Below are 20,235 nucleotides of genomic sequence, written 5' to 3' on the forward strand. Positions count from 1 at the left end.
TTCAAACTCCTTGGATGGTCTTGTAGAGCGCGGAGACGGTAAAGTTCTCCTCGCCACGCTTGAGGACGGCGATGACGCGGCCGCGGAAGAAGACATGGATGCGGTCGCAGACCGTGATCATCTCCTCCTCGCTTTCCGTCAGCATGATCACGGCACTGTCGCGCGAGAGATCGGTGCGGATCGCCTTGAGGATTTCGGGTTTCGTCGCGAGGTCGACGCCGCGCGTCGGCTCGTTGAGGATCAGCAGGCGCGGCGCGTTCAGCGTCAGGCGCGCGATCAGCACCTTCTGCTTGTTGCCGCCGGAAAGCCCGCTCATGCCGACCTCCGGCCCCTGCGCCTTCACCTTGAACTCGGCGATCTTGCCGGCCGTCACGTCGCGCGCACGGCTGATGTCGATGAGGCCGAGGGCGGTGGAGAACTGCCGGTAGCTGGAGATCAGCGTGTTTTCGGCAATCGACCGCCCCTGAATGACGGCCTGGCGCTCGCGGTGTTTTGGGAGCAGCGCGATGCGGTGGTTCATCGCCTCGCCGGGCGAGGTGAGATGCAGCGCCTTGCCCTCCATCTTGAACGTGCCGGCATCGAGCGTGCCAAGGCCGAACAGCGCTTCCGCCGCCTCGTCCTTGCCGGACCCGTCGAGGCCGGCAAAGCCGACGACGTCGCCGGTGCCAAACGAGAGCGTGACATCCTCGAAGACGTTGCGGCGGGTGAGGCCGGCAATGCGGGCGATGGGACGTGACTGGTCCTGCGGCACCGCGCGCGACAGGCCTTCGAGGCTCATGACGGGAATGTCACCGACGATCCAGTTGGCAAGCTCGGCGCCGGTCGTGCCGGCGACGTCGAGGGTCGCGACGGCGCGCGCGTCGCGCATCACCGTAACGCGATCGCAGAACTCCATGATTTCGGAGACGTGGTGCGAGATCAGCGTGTATGAGCGATCCGGGTTGCGGCGCACGAGATCGCGCAGCAGCGAAAGCAGCATGGTCTTGCGCTCGCGCGACAGCGAGGCGGTGATTTCGTCGAGCAGGATGACCTTGGCTTCGTCGATGAACTGCGCCTTGCCGAAGGCCAGCAATTGCTGACTCTCGATCGGCAGCGTCATCATCAGCGCCTCGGGATCGATGGACAGCCCGACCGCTTCGGCCACCTCGACGGCCCTGCGGCGCATGTCGGCACGGCGCAGGAAGCCGAGCTTTCGGGTCAGCGGCTGGCCCATGAACATGTTGTCGGCGACGGACAGACGCGGCGCGAACTTCGGCTCCTGCGGCACCAGCGACACGCCGAGCGCACGGGCACGCACCGGATTGTAATCAGCGATCGCGACGGCCTGCCCGCCGATCTCGATCTCACCGGACGTCGCCTGCTGCGCGCCGGAAATCAGGCTCATCAGCACGGATTTTCCGGCACCGTTGCGGCCGATTATGCCGTGGATCTCGCCGCGACGCACGGAAAGGTCGACATCCGCGACGGCGGTGAGGCCCGGATAGGTCTTGGTCAGGCCCGCGAGGCGGTAGGAGGGCATCGCGGTCGCCGGCGTGGCGGCGGCGGAATGGGTCATGGATGTACTCATGGCGAGGGAGAAGGCGGCGGAGAAAGCGCCGCCGCCGGTTGATCAGTTGGCGGCCTTCATCTGGTTGGCCCAGTTGCGCGCATCGTTCGCGGGCACGTCTTCCGGTACCGAATAGGCCTGGATCTTGTACCAGTCGCCATCGAAGGCGTCGGACGGCATGATCTCGACCGGCGCCCAGAGTTCCTCGCCCTCGATGGGGAAAGTGCCGGCCGCCGCCGACTTGTCGAGCAGCTTGCCGTTCTTCATCATGTCGTAGAGCAGGCGCATGGAAACGATGCCCTCGCCCGTCGCCGGCTGAACCGAGACGTGGGTGAGATCGCCCTTCTCCACCGCGGCAAGCTCCGGCTGGGTGCCGTCGATGGTCGCGACCGGGATATGTGCCGGGTCGTCGGATTTCTTCAGCATGCCCTGGGCGGAGAAGGCCGGAATGGCGCCGCCGATGCCCATCGTGCCGTCGATGCTGGCGACCGCGAGGATCTTGTCCTTGCCGTAGCGCGAGATCATGTCGTCGACGACCTTGCGGGCCTTGGAGCCATCGCAGCCCGCTTCGTGGGATTCGATCTTGATACCCGGATTGTCCTTGACGATCGGGTCGAAGGCCGAGTGATAGCCGGCGCTGCGGCCGATATCGAAGGAGGCCGTGATGATGCAGCGCAGCTCGATGATCACGCCTTCCTGCTTGCGCCATGCCTCTCCCCGGTTCTTGTCGAGCCAGTTGACGATCGCCTCGCCGCCCTTGCGGCCGGCCGTCTCGTTGTCGAAGGCGACAAAGGTCGACTTGGACTTCGGCACGAAGGCATTCGACACGACGACCGGAATGTTCTTCGCCGCCAGGTCTTCGACGGTGCGGATCATCGCCTCACCGCGCCACGGAACGAGAAGCACACCATCGACGCCGCGGGCGATCTGCGCGTCGAGCGCATTGCGCTGCGCGCTCACGTCATTGGCGCCGAACACCGTGAATTCGATCGTCACGCCGTCCTTTTCCTCGATGCGAGTCTTCTCGATCTCCTGACCGAGCTGCACGCCGTTGAAATAGATGTCGTTGGGCTCCCAGCGGATGACGGCGACGCGGTAGCTGTCCTTCGCGACAGCGGCGGTCGACAGGCAAAGGCCAAGCGTCATCGCTGACAGAGCTGTCAGCAAAGTCCTGTTTTTCATGATTCTCCTCCGAATGCGCTCTCTTCGTCCAGCGCTATTTGTAACGTATATATATGTGAATTTATCGTCAAGTACCGTTACAAATTTCAGATGCGCATATTCCTGCGGGCGCGTTGAAGGGCGATATGAGTGACCACTGTCGGTCCGGGTAATACTCTGGTCAGGACCAAGACCGGCAGGGCAAGCCGCCGGCTTTCGGCCGGGCTCGCCAACACGACAGGATCGACCGCATAAGCGTGCTCTCCTTCGCCTCGCTCGTACTCAATCCCGCTGAAGCGGCCTCGCTTCGGCAGGAAATGCTGCAGCCGCAGTGAGGATGGCCGAGGGCGCCTCGAAGCGCCATGCGGCGAGCCGGCGGATGGCGGTGCGCTGGACGAACCAGACTGCCATGCCGAGCGCCAGCCCTCCGGCAATTGCCGTGATGTGGAAGAGAGCGGGCGCGATGCCGGTGCCGTGCAGCGGCACCATCATCACGTCGGGCACCAGCCGGTGGAACAGGTAGATGTGGTAGCTAGCCGCCGCCACCGGCATCAGCTGGAGGAACAGCCAGCGCGGCATGGGCACTGCCGGCACATAGACGAGCGCGACGAAGCCGGCAAAGACGATGAGATACTTGATCGCGGTGCCGATCCACACGCCATCGACGAAACCGAGGATGAAGAACAGCACCGCCGCCAGCCCGACGAGCAAGGCCTTGCTGCGCGGCCCCGGCGCATGGAATGCGCACCAGCCGAGTGCGACGAGATACAGGTTCCAGTAGAGCGTAAAAATCTGCCGGTTGCCGATATCGACGAAGAACGGCGCGATGAAACGCGCGGCGAGCGCGATGGCCAGCGCGCAAAGCCCCGCCGCGAACGGATTTTGCGCCACGGCGGCGCGCGCCCGCGGCAGGAAGGCGAGCCCGGTGAAGATGAGCAGGATCTGCGTGAACAGCTCCACGAACCAGTAGAGATAGGGCAGCATCGTGTGGCTTTCCGGGTCGGCAAAGCCGAAATTGCCGACGAGGAATACCGAGGCCCAGGGCACCTGTCCCCAGGCCGCCGCATAGCCGGCCAGAACGCCGGCATAGGGCACCAGCACTGTCATCAGCGGCCTGAGCATCGCCTTCCAATCGCCGCTGGCGAAATTGCCGGGCTGGAACCGCGCCAGGGAAACGCCGACCAGAACCAGCATCAGCGCCGACCCGCCGGGGATCGGCCAGAGCATCTCATGGTGCAGCACCACCAGCAGGATGGCGGCGACGCGGAGCGGGATGTCGATGCCGACGCGCGGCATGGCGGCCTTCTGCGGCTCGCGGGCGGCAAGCGCTTCGACCGTCATGCGCTCCCAGCCCTCCGGCAGGGCGCCCAGCGCGCGCTCCAGCCCGATCGAAAGTTCGACGAAGCGCAGCGAATCGCCGCCGAGGGTGGTGAAACTGTCCGTGCCGGTGATGACTTTCGGGAAGAAGGCGCGCCGGAAGGCCTCGCGCACGCCGCCGGATGCGGGGTCCTCGTGCGGCGGCAGGGCGGCGAGCGCGGCATAATCGAGCTTGCCATTGGCCGTGCGCGGCAATGCGGGGATGCGCCGGGCCGCCACATGCAGCAGCGTCAGCCCGCTTGCGGCCGCGAGCTTCGCCCGGACCTCCTCCTCCCGCGCTGCGCCGGTGAAGAAGGCGGTGAGCCGGCTGTCTGTGCCGGTGACGACGACGTCCAGGCCATCGCGCGCGAGTGCCTGTTCGACGGCGTCATGGGCGATGCGAAGGCCGGCGATCTTCGACAGCCGCTTGAGGCGCCCGACGATGCGAAAGACGCCGTCGTGGGTGCGCTCGGCAAGGTCGCCGGTCCTGAGGTCGTCCATCTCCGCGCCGCGCGAAAGATCGTCCCGGCCGGTTGCGTAGCCCATCATGACGTTCGGGCCGGAATAGACCAGCTCGCCGGAAACGCCCGCCCCGGCAATCTCCGCGCCGTCCTCGCCGATCAGCGAGAGCCGGCCGCCCGGGATGGCGACGCCGATGCAATCCTCCTGCCCGGCGAGACGTTCAGGCGGTATATAGGCGATGCGGGCGGTCGCTTCCGTCTGGCCGTACATGACGAAGAACCGGCCACCGCGATCGTCCATGTGCCGACGATAGCGGGTGACGAGATCGGGCGAGAGCCGCCCGCCCGCGACGGTCATGAAGCGCAGCGCCGGGAGAGCGTGCACCCGCAGCCCTATGCGCTCGAAGAGGTCGTAGCTGAAGGGCACGCCGGCAATATTGGTGACACCGTGCGCCGCGAGATCTTCGGCAAAACCCTCCTCCAGCACCGAATGGCGCGGCACGAAAAGGCTGGCGCCGACGGCGAGATGGGAGTTCAGGACCGAGAGCCCGTAGGAATAATGCAGCGGCAGCAGCAGGAGGCCCCGGTCGGCTTCAGAGAGTTCCAGGTAACTGGCGATCGACCGGGCGTTCGCTTCCAAAGCGTTGGCGGAGAGCCGGACGCTCTTGCTGACGCCCGTGGAGCCCGAGGTCGAGAGCAGCAGGGCGAGGTCCGGGTGGAGCGGTTCGGGTGCGAGGTGGATGTCCGCATCCGTGCGCCAGCGCTCCCCGACGAAGCGGCAGACGGTTTCAGGCCGGAAGTCCTCGCAGAAGCGCTCGGTGAGCGCCGGCTGGCCGGGTGGCAGCAGGGCCACGGCATGGCCGGCGGCAAGGGCTGCGAGATAGGAGACGATGGCGTGTTCGCAGGTGCCCGCCTCGATCGCCACCAGCCGGCGGCCATTGCCGAACAGCGCCGCGCGGCGCGCGATACGCTGGGCGAGCTCCGCATAGGTAACGATGCGATGACCGGGAAAAACGAGGGCCGGCCGGTCGCCCCGCGCCGTAAATTCGGGAATGAAGGACAGCGACATCGCCAGAACGCCTTGAACATGGAACGGCCGTCCGCGACCGTCTCGGCACGCGCTTAATTTAACATGACATTATATGTCAAGAAAAGCTTCCTACACGCCCGGACTGGTATCCTGAACCTTTCGCAATGGACGCTGACGCAAAGGCCAATTCCGATATAGCAATAGGCTTGGACATCGCATGGCGGGAGACCTGGCAGGGACATGGAAGACTTCGACTACGTGATCGTCGGCGCGGGATCGGCGGGCTGCGTGCTGGCGAACCGGCTTTCGGAAAACGGCACATACCGCGTGGCCCTGCTGGAGGCCGGCGGCAGCGATCTGAATTTCTGGGTGCGCATGCCGATCGGCTACGGCAAGGCCTTCTACCACAACACATTGAACTGGAAGTACCTGACCGAGCCGGTCCCCGGCATCGCCGACCGGCAGAGCTACTGGCCGCGCGGAAAGGTGCTCGGCGGGTCGAGTTCGATCAATGCCATGGTCTTCATCCGCGGCCAGGCGCAGGATTTTGACGGATGGCGGGCGCTCGGCAATCCGGGCTGGGGCTATGACGACGTGCTGCCGGTCTTCAAACGCATGGAAGACAATGTCGCCGGCGCTGATTCCTGGCGCGGTGCGGGCGGGCCGGTGACTGTCAGCAACATCGAACAGGTCGTGCATCCGCTTTGTGAAAACTACCTCGCCGGCGGCATCGAGGCGGGGCTGGCGCGCAATCCGGATTTCAACGGCGCGACGCAGGAAGGCATCGGCATCTACCAGATCACCACGCGCAACGGTTTTCGTTGCTCGACCGCGACGGCCTATCTGTCGCCCGCCCGCGACCGGGAAAACCTGCATGTGATCAAGGCTGCGCATGTCACGCATGTGCTGTTCGACGGGCGCCGCGCGAAGGGCGTCGAATACCGGCGGGGCAACGAAATTCGCCAGATCCGCGCGCGCCGCGAGGTGATCCTCTCCGCCGGCGCCGTCAACACGCCGCAGATCCTCCAGCTTTCCGGCATCGGCGACCCGGCAATGCTCAAGCGCCACGGCATCGAGGTCGTGCATGCGGTCGACCAGGTGGGCCGCAACCTGCAGGACCATATCGGCTTCGACCACCTCTATGCGAGCCAGCGTCCGACGCTGAACGATGTGCTGCGGCCCTGGTGGGGCCGGCTTGCGGTGGGGCTTCGTTACGTGCTGACGAGGAGCGGGCCGCTATCGCTCAGCGTCAACCAGGGCGGCGGCTTCTTCCGCACCAGCCCGGAACGCACGCGGCCGAACATGCAGCTCTATTTCTCGCCCGTCAGCTATACGCGGGCGATCCCCGGCCGGCGCGCGCTGATGAGCCCGGACCCGTTCTCCGGCTTCCTCGTTGGTGTCTCCAATTGCCACCCGACCAGCCGCGGCGCACTCGCCATCCGTTCCGCCGATCCCTTCGCCGCACCGGAAATCCGGCCGAACTATCTCTCGACCGACGAGGATGTGCAGGAACTGCTGGAAGCCGCGCATTTTCTGCGGCGGCTGGCCGGGACCGGGCCGATGCGCGAGATCATCAAGCACGAGATCAAGCCCGGCGCCGACATCACCAGCGACGAGGATCTTGTCGCGGACATCCGCCAGCGCTCCGGGTCGGTGTTCCATCCCTGCGGCACCTGCGCCATGGGGCCGGAGCCGGCGACATCGGTGGTCGATCCGCGTCTGCGGGTGCATGGCGTCGATGGACTGCGTGTCGTCGATGCCTCGATCTTCCCGCGCATCACCGCCGGCAACATCAACGCGCCGACGATCATGGTTGGTGAAAAGGGTGCAGACCTCATCCTGGCCGCCGCCCGCTAGGCGCTCACGCGGCCCTTCGCCTGTTCCTTGCGCATCTCCTTCAGGGTGAGCGCGAGGGTTTCCGCAGCACTTGCGATCATGCGCGGCGGGGCGGAGCTGAAGCCGAGGATCAGGCCGCGCTGGCTGACCGGGGTGATCGCAAAGCGGCTGATCGGTGAGACGAGCACGTTGCGCTCGGCGGCGCGGCGAGCGACGGCGAGTTCGTCGAAATCCGGCGCGAGGCGCCCGACCGTGTGAAAACCCGTTTCGGTCGGCGCGACCTCCAGCATGCCGCCAAGGTGTTTTTCAGCACCGTCGAGCAGTGCCTGGAGCCGCTCGGCATAGACGCGGCGCATGCGGCGGATATGGCTGGAAAAATGCCCGCACTCGATGAAATTCGCGACGACCGATTGCAGGCTGGCGGCCGAGCCCTGCAACGTCGCCCCGGCGATCCGGTAGAAGATATCGACCAGCTCGGGCGGCGCCACCACGTAGCCGAGGCGAAGGGCGGCGAACAGCGTTTTCGAAAAACTGCCGACATAGATGACGCGGCCGGACGTATCGACGCTTTTCAGCGTCGGCGGCGGATGGCCGGCATAGTGGAACTCGCCGACATAATCGTCCTCGATGATCCAGGCCCCCGCCCGCTCCGCCGCGCGCAATAGCTCGAAACGGCGCTGGAGGCTCATCGTCACGCCGAGTGGATGCTGGTGGGCGGGCGTGACGAAGGCGAGGCGGAAATCCGGGGCGACCTCCAGCCCCTCGGCGACGTTGATGCCCTCCTCGTCGATGCTGAGCGGCAAGAGTTTCGCGCCCGATGAGATCAGGCTGTTGCGTGCGCCGATCGCGCCGGGATTCTCGATCCAGACCGTATCGCCGGGGTCGAGCAGCGTGTTGCCGATGCGATTGAAGGCGTCCTGCGCGCCGTTGAAGATGAAGACCTGTTCGGGCTCGCAGGTGATGCCGCGATTGGCGCGCAGATGCATCGCCACCGCACGGCGCAGTTCCATCAGCCCTTCCGGCGGCGGATAGCCGAGCAGCAGGTTGCGCGGCTGGCGCCAGTAGCGCGTCACCAGGCTGGCCCAGAGCGCCATTGGGAATTCATCGAAGGCCGGGATGCCGGTGATGAAGGGCCGCGGGTTTTCCGGATGCGCCAGGCGGGGGAAATAGTGCTCCGAGGCGTCGGCGCTGAGCTGCGCGAGGCGCGGCGGGCTGCGGATCTCCTCCGGGCTGCTTTTCGGCGGCGCGACGGGCCGGCCATCGCGAAGCGTATCGGCGACATAGGCGCCGGCGCCGATGCTGGAGCGGATCAGCCCTTCGGCCGCGAGCTGCTCGTAAACGCTGATCGCCGTGGTGCGCGAGACCGCGTGGTCCTTCGCGAGCGTCCGGCTGGAAGGCAGGCGCTCGCCGGGCGGAAGCTCACCAGACAGGATCATTTCCCGGAGCGCCGAGCAGAGCTGCGTGCTGATCGGCGTGCGGGACGTGCGGTCGAAATGCAACGACGGCAGCAGCGCCCCGCCCGGATACTTCACCATGTCCCACTCCCGCCCTGTCGTCCGCCCGCAATAATGGTCCGCTACATAAAGCAAAGTGGACCTTACCGCTCAAAGACTTTGCGATGATTGTCATACCAATTCGCGGCGTCAAGTGGCCATCCACATTACGCCATCCGCCAGCCAGATTGGCCCAGGGACACGTTAGAGCGTCATGAAGATCAAGCGCATCGAGACCTTCTGCAACCGGTATGTCGGCTTCGTCCGGGTGACCGACGAGACCCGTGCGACCGGCTGGGGCCAGGTTTCGACCTACAATTCCGACATCACCTCCGAAGTGCTGCACCGCCAAGTCGCGCCCTATACGGTGGGCGCCGAGATTACCGACCTGGACGACCATCTCGACCGCATCTTCGAGCGCGAGCACAAGTTTCCGGGCTCCTATCTCTACCGCGCCATGTGCGGCCTCGACACCGCGATCTGGGACCTGCGCGGCAAACAGGCCGGCAAGCCGGTGGCGGCCCTGCTCGGCGGTTCCGCCGGTCCGCTGCGCGCCTATGCCTCCTCGATGAAACGCGACATCACGCCGGCCGACGAGGCCGAGCGGTTCAGGCGGCTGCGCGGCGAATACGGGTTCAATGCCTTCAAATTCCGCGTCGGCGCGGAGTGCGGCCGCAACCAGGACGAATGGCCGGGCCGCACCGAAGAGATCATCCCGACGATCGCCAGGGCCGTCGGCGAAGGGGCCAGCCTGCTGGCCGATGCCAACTCCTGCTACTCGCCGGCCCGCGCCATCGAGGTCGGGAAGATCATGCAGGACAACGGCCTCGTGCATTACGAGGAACCCTGCCCCTATTGGGAGCTCGAACAGACCAGGGAAGTGGCCGAGGCGCTCGATATGGACGTGACGGGCGGCGAGCAGGATTGCGACCTGCCGACCTGGCGCCGCATGATCGAGATGCGGGCCGTCGATGTCGTGCAGCCCGACATCTGCTATCTCGGCGGCATCAGCCGCACGCTGCGCGTGGTGCGCATGGCGGAAGCGGCCGGAATTCCGGTCACGCCGCATGCCGCCAACCTCTCCATGGTGACGCTTTTCACCATGCACCTGCTGCGCGCCATTCCGAATGCCGGCAAATATCTCGAATTCTCGATCGAGGGCGAGGACTATTATCCCTGGCAGGACGGCCTGTTCCGCAAGTCGCCCTATGACATCGTCGACGGCAAGGCGACCGTGACGGACGAACCCGGCTGGGGCGTGGAAATCGATCCGGAATGGCTCGCCAAGTCGAGCTACCAGGCAAGCGAGGCGAACTGACATGAGCACCGAAACCCTCGTCAGCGAGTATTTCTCGACCGGCACGCTCACCGGCCTGCCCGCCGGCCATTTCATCGACGGCGCCTTCGTGGCTGCCGCGGGCAACCGCACGATGGAGACCTTCGACCCCGGCTCCGCCCGCGTCTTCCATGCCTTTGCCGCCGGTGACGAAAGCGACGTGGACCGCGCCGTCGCCGCCGCCCGCAAGGCGCAGCGCGACTGGGGACGCACCAAGGCGGGCGCCCGCGGCGTAATCCTCTTCCGCGCCGCCCAGATCATCCGGGCGGAAGCCGCACGGCTTGCCGTGGTGGAAAGCCTAGACAGCGGCAAGGCCTTGCAGGAAGCGGAAGGCGACGTCGCGGGTGCGGCACGCTGCTTCGAATATTATGCGGGTGCCGCCGACAAGATCCAGGGCGACACTTTCCCGCTCGGCACCGACTATATCGGCTATTCGATCGAGGAACCGGTCGGCGTCACCGGCCATATCATCCCGTGGAACTATCCGCTGTCGACCGCCGCGCGCAGCATCGCGCCGGCGCTGGCCGCAGGCTGCACCGTGGTCGCCAAGCCGGCGGAACAGACGCCGCTGACGGCGCTGATGCTCGCAGACATCCTCCACCGTGCCGGTCTTCCCGCCGGCGTGTGCAACGTCGTTACCGGCACCGGCGCTGAAGCCGGCGGACCGCTGGTGTCGCACCCGGATGTTCGGCACGTTACCTTCACCGGTTCCGTGCCGACGGGCATCCGGGTCATGCAATCGGCTGCCGTCAACGTCACCAGCGTCGTGCTCGAACTCGGCGGCAAGTCGCCGGTCATCGTCATGGCCGATGCGGACCTCGATGCCGCGGTCGAAGGCGTGCTCGGTGCGATCTATGAGAATGCCGGGCAGATCTGCTCGGCCGGCTCGCGCCTCGTCGTCGAGCGCGACGTGCATGCGGAACTCGTGGAACGCATCGCCGCGCGTGCCGGCGCCCTGAAAATCGGCCACGGCCTGCGCCGGCCACAGGTCGGAGCACTGAGTTCCGCCGCCCATCTCGACAAGGTCGCCGGTTATGTGGACGGGGCACGCGAGCGCGGCATCACTGTCGCCGCCGGTGGCCGTCGCGCAGTGGATCAGGAAAGCGGCACGGGCTGGTTCTTCGAGCCGACTATTCTCGATGCCGTGAAGGCGGACGACCCGGTGATCCAGGAAGAAATTTTCGGGCCGGTGCTTTCCGTGCAGGTCGTGGACGGTGAAGAGGAAGCGGTCGCCATCGCCAACGGCACCGATTTCGGCCTCGTCGCCGGCATCTACACAAGCGATTTCGGTCGCGCCCACCGCATGGCGCGCGATATCGACGCCGGGCAGATCTTCATCAACGAATATTTTGCCGGCGGCATCGAGGTGCCTTTCGGCGGCAACAAGCTGTCGGGTTTCGGCCGCGAAAAGGGCTTTGCGGCACTCAAGAGCTACACGCGGACCAAGAGCTTGGCGGCGAAGATAAGCTGAACGTCATAATGGTCTTACGGCAAGGAGATAATGGACCTTTCGGGGAAGCCAATCTCACTCTTTGATGCCAACGGCTAAAAAATCGGGAATCGAGCGCCATCGTCGGGAGTGAGATGGTCCTCAGCAGAAAAGAACGCCGGAAAAACGGCGACTTTCAACAGCCAAATGGAAGAGGAGAACAGCATGAAAACCAAATTCGCGCTCGCCGCGACGACGGCGCTTGCCCTGCTCGTCGCAAGCACCGCAGCCCAGGCCGAAACCCTGCGCCTGCTCACCTGGGGCGGTTACGCGCCTGACAACGTCATCAAGCTCTTCGAGGAAGCGAACCCCGACATCACCGTTGAAGTCACGCTTTCCAACAACGAGGAAATGGTCGCGAAGCTCCGCGCCACCGGCGGCGCCGGCTACGACCTTGCCCAGCCGAGCCATGACCGCATCTTCGCGGCCCAGCAGGAATACAACATCTACAAGCCGCTCGACCTGTCGAAGATCGACACCGCTTCGCTTGCGCCGAACCTTCTCGAAGGCGTGAAGGCCAATGCGACGATCGACGGCGCGCTCTATGCCGTGCCGCACCAGTGGGGCACCTCGGGCATCGTCGCAGACGTTTCCAAGGCGCCGGACGTCAAGGGCTGGGGCGACCTCTGCAATCCGGAATACAAGGGCCGCACCTCCATGCGCCTGCGCCGTACCATCCTGCTCGGTACGGCCTTCGCGCTCGGCAAGGATCCCTTCGCGCTCTACGGCGACAAGGCGGCCTACCAGACGATGCTCGACGAGGTGACGGAAAAGCTGATCTCCTGCAAGGACAACGTCAAGACCTACTGGAACGGCGGCGACGACCTGTCGACGCTCTTGCTCTCCGGCGAAGTCGTCGTCTCGGAAGCCTGGGATTCGACGGCCTTCAAGCTCTACGGCCAGAACAAGAACCTGGTCTACGTGCCGCCGGAAACCGGCGCGCTCGCCTGGATCGACACTTTCGTCATCCCGCGCAAGGGCGAGGCGGATGACGCCGCCTACAAGTGGATCAACTTCGTCATGAAGCCCGAGATCGTCAAGCTGATGTCGGACTCCACCGGCGCGATCGCCGCCGTCAGCAACGGCATCGACCTGCTTCCGGATGACAAGAAGGCCGCCGTGCAGGCCGCCTTCGACGAAAAGGATCTGGCGAACCTGAAATTCTTCGCCAACATCCCGGCAGGGCTTGAAGACATGGAAGGCAAGGCGCTCGAGCGCATCAAGGCCGCCACGTCGAACTGATCCCTCCCAGGACTTGACGCCAGCCGGTCGGGGGCCTTCCCTCGGCCGGCTGGCCTCAGAATAAGCCGCCCTGCGGCTCTGATTTGCGAGCACTCCATGCACGACCTTCAATGCGAAAGCCTGAGCAAGCGCTTCGGGGCCTATACCGCCGTCAACAGCGTGTCCTTCAACGTCCCGCGCGGTTCGTTCTTCTCCATTCTCGGGCCGTCGGGCTGCGGCAAGACCACGCTGATGCGCATGATCGCCGGCTTCGAGGAGCCGACGAGCGGCGACATCCGCATCAAGGGCAAATCCGTGCTCTCGACCCCGCCGAACAAACGCCCCGTCAAGATGGTCTTCCAGCATCTCGCCCTCTTCCCGATGATGAATGTCGGCGAGAACATCGCCTATGGCCTGCGCTGCCGCGGCGAGAACAAGGCCGATATCACCCGCAAGGTGGCCGCCGTGCTCGACCGTGTCGGCCTGCCAGGCACGCAGGAGAAGCAGGTCGCCCAGCTTTCCGGCGGCCAGAAGCAGCGCATCGCGATTGCCCGCTGCATGGTGCTGGAGCCGGACGTGCTGCTGCTCGACGAACCGCTCGGCGCGCTGGATCTCAAGCTGCGCGAACGCATGAAGATCGAGCTCAAGCAGCTTCAGCACCAGTTCGAGACCACCTTCCTCTACATTACCCACGACCAGTCGGAAGCCCTGCTGATGTCGGACAATGTGGCGGTGATGAATGCCGGCCAGTTCGAGCAGATCGGCTCGCCGCAGGAGCTCTACAACGATCCGAAGACCGGTTTCGTCGCCGGCTTCGTCGGCGACAGCAACCGCTGGCCGGGCCGCGCGCTTTCCGTTTCGGACGGCAAGGTGCGCGTGGCGCTCGATGGCGGCGGCGAGGCGATCGCGCAGGCCGGCGATGACCGGATTGCGGCCGGCAGCGCGGTCGAGCTGTTCGTGCGGCCCGAAGTGCTTTCGGTCGGTGCGGGCAGCGAGAACCGGCTCGCCGGCACCGTCGAAAGCCTGCTCTTCAATGGCGCCAGCAGCCGCATCCTCGTGCGCAGCCAGGGCGGCAATCTCGTTGAGGTCGGCCAGGCTGTAATGGACGGCAGTGGCCGCATCGTGCCGGGTGCGGCCGTCGATATCGGTTGGAGCCACAGCCATGGCCGCTGCTTCAGCGTGTCGAGGTAACGGCGATGCCACGCACGGACATCGGAAAACTCTCCTTCATCCTGCTCTTCGCCCCCTTCGCGCTGTGGATCGTGCTTTTGATCATCCTGCCGCAGCTCGGCATCGGCTATATTTCGCTCAGGGAAAAGGTGGGGCCGGGCGAATATACCTTCGGGCTCGCCAACTACGCCGCCTTCGTCAGCGAGCCGATCTACTGGAACACGCTGCTGCGCACCGCCTGGATGTCGATCCTCGTCACGGTCATGGCGCTCATTATCGGCTTTCCCGTCGCCTATTACATCGCCAAGATCGCGCAGCGCCGCTCACGCGCCGCGCTCTTCCTGATGTGCCTCATTCCGCTCTGGGTGAGCGACCTCGTGCGCGCCTTCGGCTGGATCGTCATCCTGCGCGAAACCGGCCTCGTCTCGTCTTTCCTGCAAAAAATCGGCCTCATCAGCGGCCCGGTGGAGTTTCTCTATAACGACGCGACCGTGGTGATGGGCCTCGTCTACACGGTCGTGCTCTTCATGATCGTGCCGCTCGTCTCCACGCTCGACGGCATGGACAATTCGCTGATCGAGGCCGGCTACAATCTCGGCGGCAGCCGGCTCACGGTCTTCCGCCGCATCGTCGTGCCCTATGCGATGCCGGGCATCGTCGCCGGCTGCATCATCGTCTTCATGCTGACGGCCGGCAGCTATCTCACGCCGATCCTGCTCGGCGGCAAGAACAGCATGTGGTTCACCGAGCAGATCTACGAGCAGTTCGTGACGCGCTACAACTGGGAGTCCGGCGCGACCTTCGGCGTGCTCCTGCTCGTCTTCACCTCGTTCGTCGTCTGGCTCGGCCTGCGGCTGACCGGCCAGAACCTCGCCTCCACCGTCGCAAAGGACTGAGCATGAACGTCGCGGCTCCCCAATCGTCCTTCCTCCGGTGGGTCTATCGCTGCTATATGCTGGCGTTCCTCGTCTATCTGGCGGCACCGCTCTTCGCCGCCGGCATGTTCGCCTTCAACGATTCGATGTTTCCGGCACTCCCCTGGAACGGTTTTACGCTCGACTGGTTCTTCAGCAGCACCGAGCCGAAGATCGGCATGTTCCATGACCGGCGCCTGCTGCGCGGCCTTCAGAATTCGCTGATCATCGGCGTCGCCGTCTCCGCGCTCGCGGTCGCCGCCGGCACCTGCAACGCCTTCCTGTTCGAGCGCAAGCAGTTCCCCGGCAAGAACATCTTCTACATCATGATGATCGTGCCGCTGGTCATTCCCGGTGTCATCCTCGGCATCTCGATCCTCGTCTTCGCCAGCATGATCGCCAACGGCCTCGAAGAAACTTTCGGCATCGAATGGGACTTCCTGCGCCCCGGCATCTTCCTCGTCATCCTCGGCCAGTTCTCGTTCCTCACGACGATCACCTCGCTGGTGATCGGCGCACGGCTCCGGAAATTCGACATCGCGCTGGAGGAAGCGGCGCTCAATCTCGGTGCCACGCGGCTGCGCGTGCTGATGACAGTGACGTTGCCCTACCTCATGCCCGCGCTGTTCTCCGCCTTCGTCGTCGCCTTCCTCGTCTCCTTCGAGAATTTCAACACGACGCTGATGCTGGTCGGCTCGGATGCGCCGCTCACCATCACCATGTACGACCGCATGGTGAAGGTCGGCTCGACGCCGGTGCTGAACGCCGTCTCGTTCTTCCTGATGGTGGGATCGGGCCTTCTCGCCCTGCTGAGCGTGGTGGTGCAACGCGACGGGAACAAGGAAGCCTAAGCGTCAGCCGCTGCCGCAAAGCGTGCGCGCATTAAGAAGCCCCCAGCCGTAGATGGCGTCCTTGCCGGGCTTGCCGATATCCTCGGCGGATTTCATCAGCTCGGCCTCGACCTCCTGCGGCGAGAGGCCGGGCTTTTCCGCAAGCAGGATGGAGACGGCGGCCGTCACGAAGGGGGCGGCGAAGGACGTGCCGCTCTTCTGTCGCGCGCCGGAGATCGACGCCGCGGTCCACACACCAACGCCGGGGGCGGCGATATCGATATGATCGCCACGCACCGCCCGGCGATAGGGGTTGCGCGCCTTGTCCACCGCCGTCACGGCGATCACGTCCTCGTAGGCGGCGGGGTAGACCGGCTTGGCGTTCGGCCCGTCATTGCCGGCTGCCGCGACGAGGATCGTTCCCCGGTCGGCGGCGGCCTCGACGGCACGCTCTAGGATCTGGTTTTCCGGCCCCGTCAGACTCAGGTTGACGACCTTGATATCGCGCCCGATCAACAGGTCGAGCGCGCGCACGAGATCGTAGACATTGGCGATGTCGGTGGATTTGCGGAAACGCTGGAAAGCATCGACGGCGACAAGTTCCGCGCCGGGCAACAGCCCCGGCACGCGGCTGCCCGGCGCGCCGACCAAAAGGGCCGCCACGGCCGTGCCGTGCTGTTCGCCCGAGGGTGCATCGTCGCCATCGCCGAGGTCGAGAACCTCCAGGCGGGCATTGGCGAGAACCGTGTGCTTGGCATTGATCGCCGTGTCGATGAGGCCGATGCGCTGCGGCTTCAGGCAGGCCACACCGCTTCCCGCCTCGCCGGTCGGCCAGCCGACCATGTGGCGCACCAACGCGCAGCCTTCCCGCACGCAGGCGGCTTTGTCCCCGGCCTGCGGCTGGTAGAAATGGTTGAAATCCACCGTCGCCGAGGCGCTGCGGGCCGAGACGGCGGCGCGCGCCGCATCGAGCGTCATGCCCTGCGGAACGATGAGGCGGACCATTTCGCCGCCGATGAGCGCGATCTCGACCCGGTCGTCCACAACGAAGCCGTCCTGCGCCAGGCCGGCAATGGCGTCGTCGTCGAGGCCGGTCGCGACGATTTCGTTCGGCGCCTGGTCCGGCACCGCCACCACGGCACGGCGCACAGGCGCACGCCGCACCTCGCGCGATGGCCAGCGGAACAGCGAGCGCAGGTCGCCCCGTGCTTTCGGCTGCCATTCGCCTCCGCGACCGCCGCGGCTGCTGCCGCCACCATCGTCGTCCCCGCCATCATCATCGTCGTCGGCGAGCACCACGGCGAAGCCGGGCGCAAAGCCGCGCTCCGGTGCAGGCAGCGCCACCGTGCCGGCCAGGGTCATGGCCACGAGGAGGGAGAGGCGTCCGGAGAGGGCTGCAAGGCGGCTCGGCATGGTCGGTCTCCATGGTCGATCGGTGGGGCGGATCGGTGACTGGTATCCTGACATACGTTTGACTCGACAGCTTATTCCATGGCGTGCCAAAGAAATCGCATGACGAATGACATGCCGACGGTGCCGGAACGGCTGGTGGCCTTCCTGCCGAACCTCAGACGCTTCGCGATCTCGCTCTGCCGGTCGCGGGAGCTCGCCGACGATCTGGTGCAGGCGGCCTGCGAGCGCGCCATCCTCGCCGCCGACAGCTTTGCGCCGGAGAGCCGCTTCGACGCCTGGATGTTCCGCATCCTGCGCAACCTGTGGATCGACCACCTGCGCCGGCTGAAAACCGCCGGCCCGCATGACGACATCGACGAGGCGCGCGACGTCTCCGTGCCCTCCGGCGAGGCCGCCGCCCATGCCCGCATGGATCTGGCCGAGGTGACCATCGCCCTCCAGAAGCTGCCGGACGAGCAGCGCGAAGTGCTGGTGCTGGTCTGTGTCGAGGAGTTCAGCTACCGCGATGCGGCCGAGGTTCTCGCCATCCCGATCGGCACCGTGATGAGCCGTCTCGCCCGCGCGCGAAAAAATCTGATGGAGCTGACGGGAATAAGTTTTGGCGAGAGACGTTCGCCCGATACGAAAGGCGGCGTTTCATGAACAAAGACGATTTCGACGACGAGACATTGATGGCGTTTGCCGATGGCGAGCTGGACGAGGCGCGAAGCCTCGCGCTGGAAGAGGCGCTGGCGACCGACGAGGCGCTGGCCGAACGGCTCGCCGTCTTCCTCGACAGCCGCCGGCTGGTGGGCGACGCGCTGAAACCGCTGATCGACGAGCCGGTGCCGGAGGCGCTGCTGGCTTCTGTGCGCAAAATGGCGGAAGAGGCGCAAGCGCTCCGCGACAATGTCGTTTCTTTCCGCCCGAAACCGCAGCAGGCGGCGCAGCCGACGGTGCGGCGCTGGCTCATGCCGGTTGCGGCCAGTCTCGTGGCGGTGGTGACAGGTGTCATCGGTTTCACGCTCGGCCGCATGGGGCCGTCTGCGTCGGATGCCGCCGCCGAGATCGCCGCCGCCCTCGACCGCGATGTTTCCGGCCAGGACGTGACGCTTTCGGGCGCGGTGCTGCATGTCGTAGCCTCGTTCCGCGACGAGCGCGGCGAACTCTGCCGCGAATACGAGCTGAAGCAGCAGGCGAGCAGCACGCTGACCGTCGCCTGCCGCCAGAACGGCGCCTGGGCGACACGGCTGGCGCTGACGACGCCGCAGGTGGAAGGCTACGTGCCCGCCTCCTCGCAGGAGACCATCGACGCCTATCTGACGTCTATCCAGGCCGGCGCCCCGCTTTCCGCCGAAGAGGAGCGCAAGGCGCTCGCACCCTAAACTCGGTACAACGCGCTGAACCGGCTTCCTTGGAAGGCCGGTTCAGCGCCGTTTGCTTGCGGCTCAAACGCACAAATAGGTTGATATCAATTCATGCTTGACACATACCGACCGTATGGTATGTTTTCTATATGTCCAGACCGACCAAACAATCGCCCGAACGTGGCAATGCGCGGATCCGTCTCTTAGAGGCGGCACGCGACATAATCCGCGAAAAGGGGTTTGCCGCGACCACCATCGAGGACCTGTGCAAGGCCGCCGATGTCACCAAGGGTGCTTTCTTCCATCACTTCGGGAGCAAGGAGGCTCTCGGGGTGGCGGCAGCGGAGTTCTGGGACGAGACGACGTCGGCCTATTTCGCCGCCGCCCCCTATCACGGTCCGAGCGAGCCGTTGGCGCGGGTTCTCGCCTATGTCGCCTTCCGCAAGGCGATCATCGCGGGCGAATTGCAGGAATTCACCTGCCTCGTCGGCACGATGGCGCAGGAGGTTTTTGTGAGCGCGCCCGACATTCGCGATGCCTGCGGGCGCAGCATGTTCGGCCATACGGCAACGCTGGAGGCCGATATCGAGATGGCGCGGCGCGAGCGCGGCATCACGGAGAGCGGCTGGACGGCCGAGAGCCTGGCGCGCCACACGCAGGCCGTTCTCCAGGGCGGCTTCATCCTGGCGAAGGCGGGCAACGACCCCGCGCTCGCCCGCGAAAGCCTCGACCATCTGGAGCGCTACATTCGATACCTGTTCAACGTCACGGAGGATGACTGAGATGCGCAGAACAACCCATATCGGCTGCGCCTGCGGCCAGACGCGCCTTGAAGTGCAGGGAAGCCCGATCCTGGTTTCCGAATGCCTGTGCAACAGTTGCCGGGCCGCCGCCGGCCGGCTCGCGACCCTTCCCGGCGCGAAGAACACGTTGACCAGCTACCATGCGACACCGGCGGCAGAATACCGCAAGGACCGGGTCCGCATCCTGTCGGGCACGGAAAACCTCAGGGAGTTCCGCCTCTCCCCCACCGCCGGCTCGCGCCGCGTCGTCGCCACCTGCTGCAACACGCCCATGTTCCTGGAGATGAAGGGCGCGCACTGGCTGAGCCTCTACCTGCATCTCTGGCCGGAAGCCGAGAGGCCCAAGGCGGAGCTGCGCACCATGACGAGCGACCTCGCCGACCGGTCCGGCCTGCCAGCCGACATTCCCAATCTCAAGACCCACACGGTCGCCTTCTATGGAAAGCTCCTGGCGGCCTGGATCGCCATGGGCTTCCGCAATCCGAAAATCGCTGTCGGAGGGACGATCGATGTCTGACAAGATAGAAGTCGAAAACATCAACACACCGGGCCGCATCGAACGGCTCGACCGCACGAAATATATGGCGATGCGCGCGGCGCTGCTTGCCGCCCTGCCGGACACCGCGCCGGGCATGACGGTGGCGCAGGCGCAGGAGGCGCTGCTGCCGCATCTCTCGGAGACGGATTTCTCCGAGCGGCAGAAGGCGGGCTGGTGGATGAAGGCCGTGCAGCTCGACCTTGAGGCCAAGGGCATCATCAAGCGCGCACCGAAGCGGCCGGTCCAACTCTACCGGGTCACCTGACGCCCGGCCAAAAATTTTTGCGCGCAC

Annotated in this window: 17 protein-coding genes; 12 read left to right on the top strand and 5 right to left on the bottom strand. The window is 65.4% G+C overall.

The features are described 5' to 3' along the window. Position 1: 1 nt before the first annotated feature. The 3 genes from AC1RWL_RS07460 to AC1RWL_RS07470 form a co-directional block, all read right to left on the bottom strand. Positions 2-1,555, bottom strand: a complete 1,554-nt coding sequence (locus AC1RWL_RS07460; protein WP_493094104.1) for a sugar ABC transporter ATP-binding protein — start codon at positions 1,553-1,555, stop codon at positions 2-4. 54 nt (positions 1,556-1,609) lie between these two features. Then, entirely contained in the window at positions 1,610-2,692 is a 1,083-nt protein-coding gene (locus AC1RWL_RS07465) for a sugar ABC transporter substrate-binding protein (RefSeq protein ID WP_493158304.1), read from the bottom strand. 297 nt (positions 2,693-2,989) lie between these two features. Continuing rightward, complete coding sequence (locus AC1RWL_RS07470) at positions 2,990-5,593, bottom strand: AMP-binding protein (RefSeq protein WP_493094106.1); 2,604 nt, start codon at positions 5,591-5,593, stop codon at positions 2,990-2,992. Positions 5,594-5,794: 201 nt separating this feature from the next. On the opposite strand from AC1RWL_RS07470, the gene AC1RWL_RS07475 reads away from it, so the two are divergent. After that, the gene (locus tag AC1RWL_RS07475; RefSeq protein WP_493094107.1) at positions 5,795-7,411 is read left to right on the top strand and encodes a GMC family oxidoreductase; all 1,617 of its coding nucleotides are present in this window, start codon (positions 5,795-5,797) and stop codon (positions 7,409-7,411) included. Here AC1RWL_RS07475 and pdxR read toward each other — a convergent pair. Beyond that, positions 7,408-8,925 (bottom strand): MocR-like pyridoxine biosynthesis transcription factor PdxR, encoded by a 1,518-nt coding sequence (gene pdxR / locus AC1RWL_RS07480; RefSeq protein ID WP_493094108.1) that lies wholly within the window; start codon positions 8,923-8,925, stop codon positions 7,408-7,410. The genes AC1RWL_RS07475 and pdxR overlap by 4 nt on opposite strands. A gap of 172 nt (positions 8,926-9,097) precedes the next feature. Here pdxR and AC1RWL_RS07485 point away from each other — a divergent pair, with 172 nt between their 5' ends. The 6 genes from AC1RWL_RS07485 (at position 9,098) to AC1RWL_RS07510 (ending at position 15,864) form a co-directional block, all read left to right on the top strand. Next, the gene (locus tag AC1RWL_RS07485) at positions 9,098-10,201 is read left to right on the top strand and encodes a mandelate racemase/muconate lactonizing enzyme family protein (protein ID WP_493094109.1); all 1,104 of its coding nucleotides are present in this window, start codon (positions 9,098-9,100) and stop codon (positions 10,199-10,201) included. Position 10,202: 1 nt separating this feature from the next. Then, the gene (locus AC1RWL_RS07490) at positions 10,203-11,690 is read left to right on the top strand and encodes an aldehyde dehydrogenase family protein (protein WP_493094110.1); all 1,488 of its coding nucleotides are present in this window, start codon (positions 10,203-10,205) and stop codon (positions 11,688-11,690) included. A 183-nt stretch (positions 11,691-11,873) separates the two neighbouring features. After that, positions 11,874-12,950 carry an extracellular solute-binding protein gene (locus tag AC1RWL_RS07495; protein WP_256116462.1) on the top strand — a complete coding sequence of 359 codons (1,077 nt, stop codon included), beginning with the start codon at positions 11,874-11,876 and terminating at the stop codon, positions 12,948-12,950. 96 nt (positions 12,951-13,046) lie between these two features. Further along, positions 13,047-14,120: an ABC transporter ATP-binding protein gene (locus tag AC1RWL_RS07500; protein ID WP_493094111.1), complete on the top strand. Its 1,074-nt coding sequence runs from the start codon at positions 13,047-13,049 to the stop codon at positions 14,118-14,120. 5 nt (positions 14,121-14,125) lie between these two features. Further along, positions 14,126-14,995: an ABC transporter permease gene (locus tag AC1RWL_RS07505; protein ID WP_256116460.1), complete on the top strand. Its 870-nt coding sequence runs from the start codon at positions 14,126-14,128 to the stop codon at positions 14,993-14,995. Between the two features lie 2 nt (positions 14,996-14,997). Beyond that, a complete protein-coding gene (locus tag AC1RWL_RS07510) occupies positions 14,998-15,864 on the top strand; it encodes an ABC transporter permease (protein ID WP_493094112.1) in 867 nt (288 codons plus the stop codon). Positions 15,865-15,867: 3 nt separating this feature from the next. On the opposite strand, the gene AC1RWL_RS07515 is transcribed toward AC1RWL_RS07510, so the two are convergent. Further along, complete coding sequence (locus AC1RWL_RS07515; protein WP_493094113.1) at positions 15,868-17,256, bottom strand: S8 family serine peptidase; 1,389 nt, start codon at positions 17,254-17,256, stop codon at positions 15,868-15,870. 99 nt (positions 17,257-17,355) lie between these two features. On the opposite strand from AC1RWL_RS07515, the gene AC1RWL_RS07520 reads away from it, so the two are divergent. The 5 genes from AC1RWL_RS07520 to AC1RWL_RS07540 all read left to right on the top strand — a co-directional run bounded on the left by AC1RWL_RS07520 (position 17,356) and on the right by AC1RWL_RS07540 (position 20,208). Then, positions 17,356-17,898 carry an RNA polymerase sigma factor gene (locus tag AC1RWL_RS07520; RefSeq protein WP_064329375.1) on the top strand — a complete coding sequence of 181 codons (543 nt, stop codon included), beginning with the start codon at positions 17,356-17,358 and terminating at the stop codon, positions 17,896-17,898. After that, on the top strand, positions 17,895-18,620 hold the full coding sequence (locus AC1RWL_RS07525) for an anti-sigma factor family protein (protein WP_493094114.1): 726 nt from the start codon (positions 17,895-17,897) through the stop codon (positions 18,618-18,620). The genes AC1RWL_RS07520 and AC1RWL_RS07525 overlap by 4 nt, the downstream gene beginning before the upstream one ends. A gap of 131 nt (positions 18,621-18,751) precedes the next feature. Beyond that, positions 18,752-19,384 (top strand): TetR/AcrR family transcriptional regulator, encoded by a 633-nt coding sequence (locus AC1RWL_RS07530; protein ID WP_493094115.1) that lies wholly within the window; start codon positions 18,752-18,754, stop codon positions 19,382-19,384. A 1-nt stretch (position 19,385) separates the two neighbouring features. After that, entirely contained in the window at positions 19,386-19,922 is a 537-nt protein-coding gene (locus AC1RWL_RS07535) for a GFA family protein (protein WP_493094116.1), read from the top strand. Continuing rightward, positions 19,915-20,208, top strand: a complete 294-nt coding sequence (locus AC1RWL_RS07540) for a DUF6958 family protein (protein ID WP_493094117.1) — start codon at positions 19,915-19,917, stop codon at positions 20,206-20,208. The genes AC1RWL_RS07535 and AC1RWL_RS07540 overlap by 8 nt, the downstream gene beginning before the upstream one ends. The last annotated feature ends 27 nt before the right edge of the window (positions 20,209-20,235 follow it).

The organism is Shinella sp. GW821-FHT10F02 (assembly GCF_058809275.1).

Bases quoted from the DNA above. Each gene is read 5' to 3' on its own strand.
- AC1RWL_RS07535 (WP_493094116.1), top strand. From the start codon at position 19,386: ATGCGCAGAACAACCCATATCGGCTGCGCCTGCGGCCAGACGCGCCTT.
- AC1RWL_RS07460 (WP_493094104.1), bottom strand. From the start codon at position 1,555: ATGACCCATTCCGCCGCCGCCACGCCGGCGACCGCGATGCCCTCCTAC.
- AC1RWL_RS07525 (WP_493094114.1), top strand. From the start codon at position 17,895: ATGAACAAAGACGATTTCGACGACGAGACATTGATGGCGTTTGCCGAT.
- AC1RWL_RS07475 (WP_493094107.1), top strand. From the start codon at position 5,795: ATGGAAGACTTCGACTACGTGATCGTCGGCGCGGGATCGGCGGGCTGC.
- AC1RWL_RS07540 (WP_493094117.1), top strand. From the start codon at position 19,915: ATGTCTGACAAGATAGAAGTCGAAAACATCAACACACCGGGCCGCATC.
- AC1RWL_RS07520 (WP_064329375.1), top strand. From the start codon at position 17,356: ATGACGAATGACATGCCGACGGTGCCGGAACGGCTGGTGGCCTTCCTG.
- AC1RWL_RS07505 (WP_256116460.1), top strand. From the start codon at position 14,126: ATGCCACGCACGGACATCGGAAAACTCTCCTTCATCCTGCTCTTCGCC.
- AC1RWL_RS07490 (WP_493094110.1), top strand. From the start codon at position 10,203: ATGAGCACCGAAACCCTCGTCAGCGAGTATTTCTCGACCGGCACGCTC.
- AC1RWL_RS07495 (WP_256116462.1), top strand. From the start codon at position 11,874: ATGAAAACCAAATTCGCGCTCGCCGCGACGACGGCGCTTGCCCTGCTC.
- pdxR (WP_493094108.1), bottom strand. From the start codon at position 8,925: ATGGTGAAGTATCCGGGCGGGGCGCTGCTGCCGTCGTTGCATTTCGAC.
- AC1RWL_RS07470 (WP_493094106.1), bottom strand. From the start codon at position 5,593: ATGTCGCTGTCCTTCATTCCCGAATTTACGGCGCGGGGCGACCGGCCG.
- AC1RWL_RS07530 (WP_493094115.1), top strand. From the start codon at position 18,752: ATGTCCAGACCGACCAAACAATCGCCCGAACGTGGCAATGCGCGGATC.
- AC1RWL_RS07485 (WP_493094109.1), top strand. From the start codon at position 9,098: ATGAAGATCAAGCGCATCGAGACCTTCTGCAACCGGTATGTCGGCTTC.
- AC1RWL_RS07515 (WP_493094113.1), bottom strand. From the start codon at position 17,256: ATGCCGAGCCGCCTTGCAGCCCTCTCCGGACGCCTCTCCCTCCTCGTG.
- AC1RWL_RS07500 (WP_493094111.1), top strand. From the start codon at position 13,047: ATGCACGACCTTCAATGCGAAAGCCTGAGCAAGCGCTTCGGGGCCTAT.
- AC1RWL_RS07510 (WP_493094112.1), top strand. From the start codon at position 14,998: ATGAACGTCGCGGCTCCCCAATCGTCCTTCCTCCGGTGGGTCTATCGC.
- AC1RWL_RS07465 (WP_493158304.1), bottom strand. From the start codon at position 2,692: ATGACGCTTGGCCTTTGCCTGTCGACCGCCGCTGTCGCGAAGGACAGC.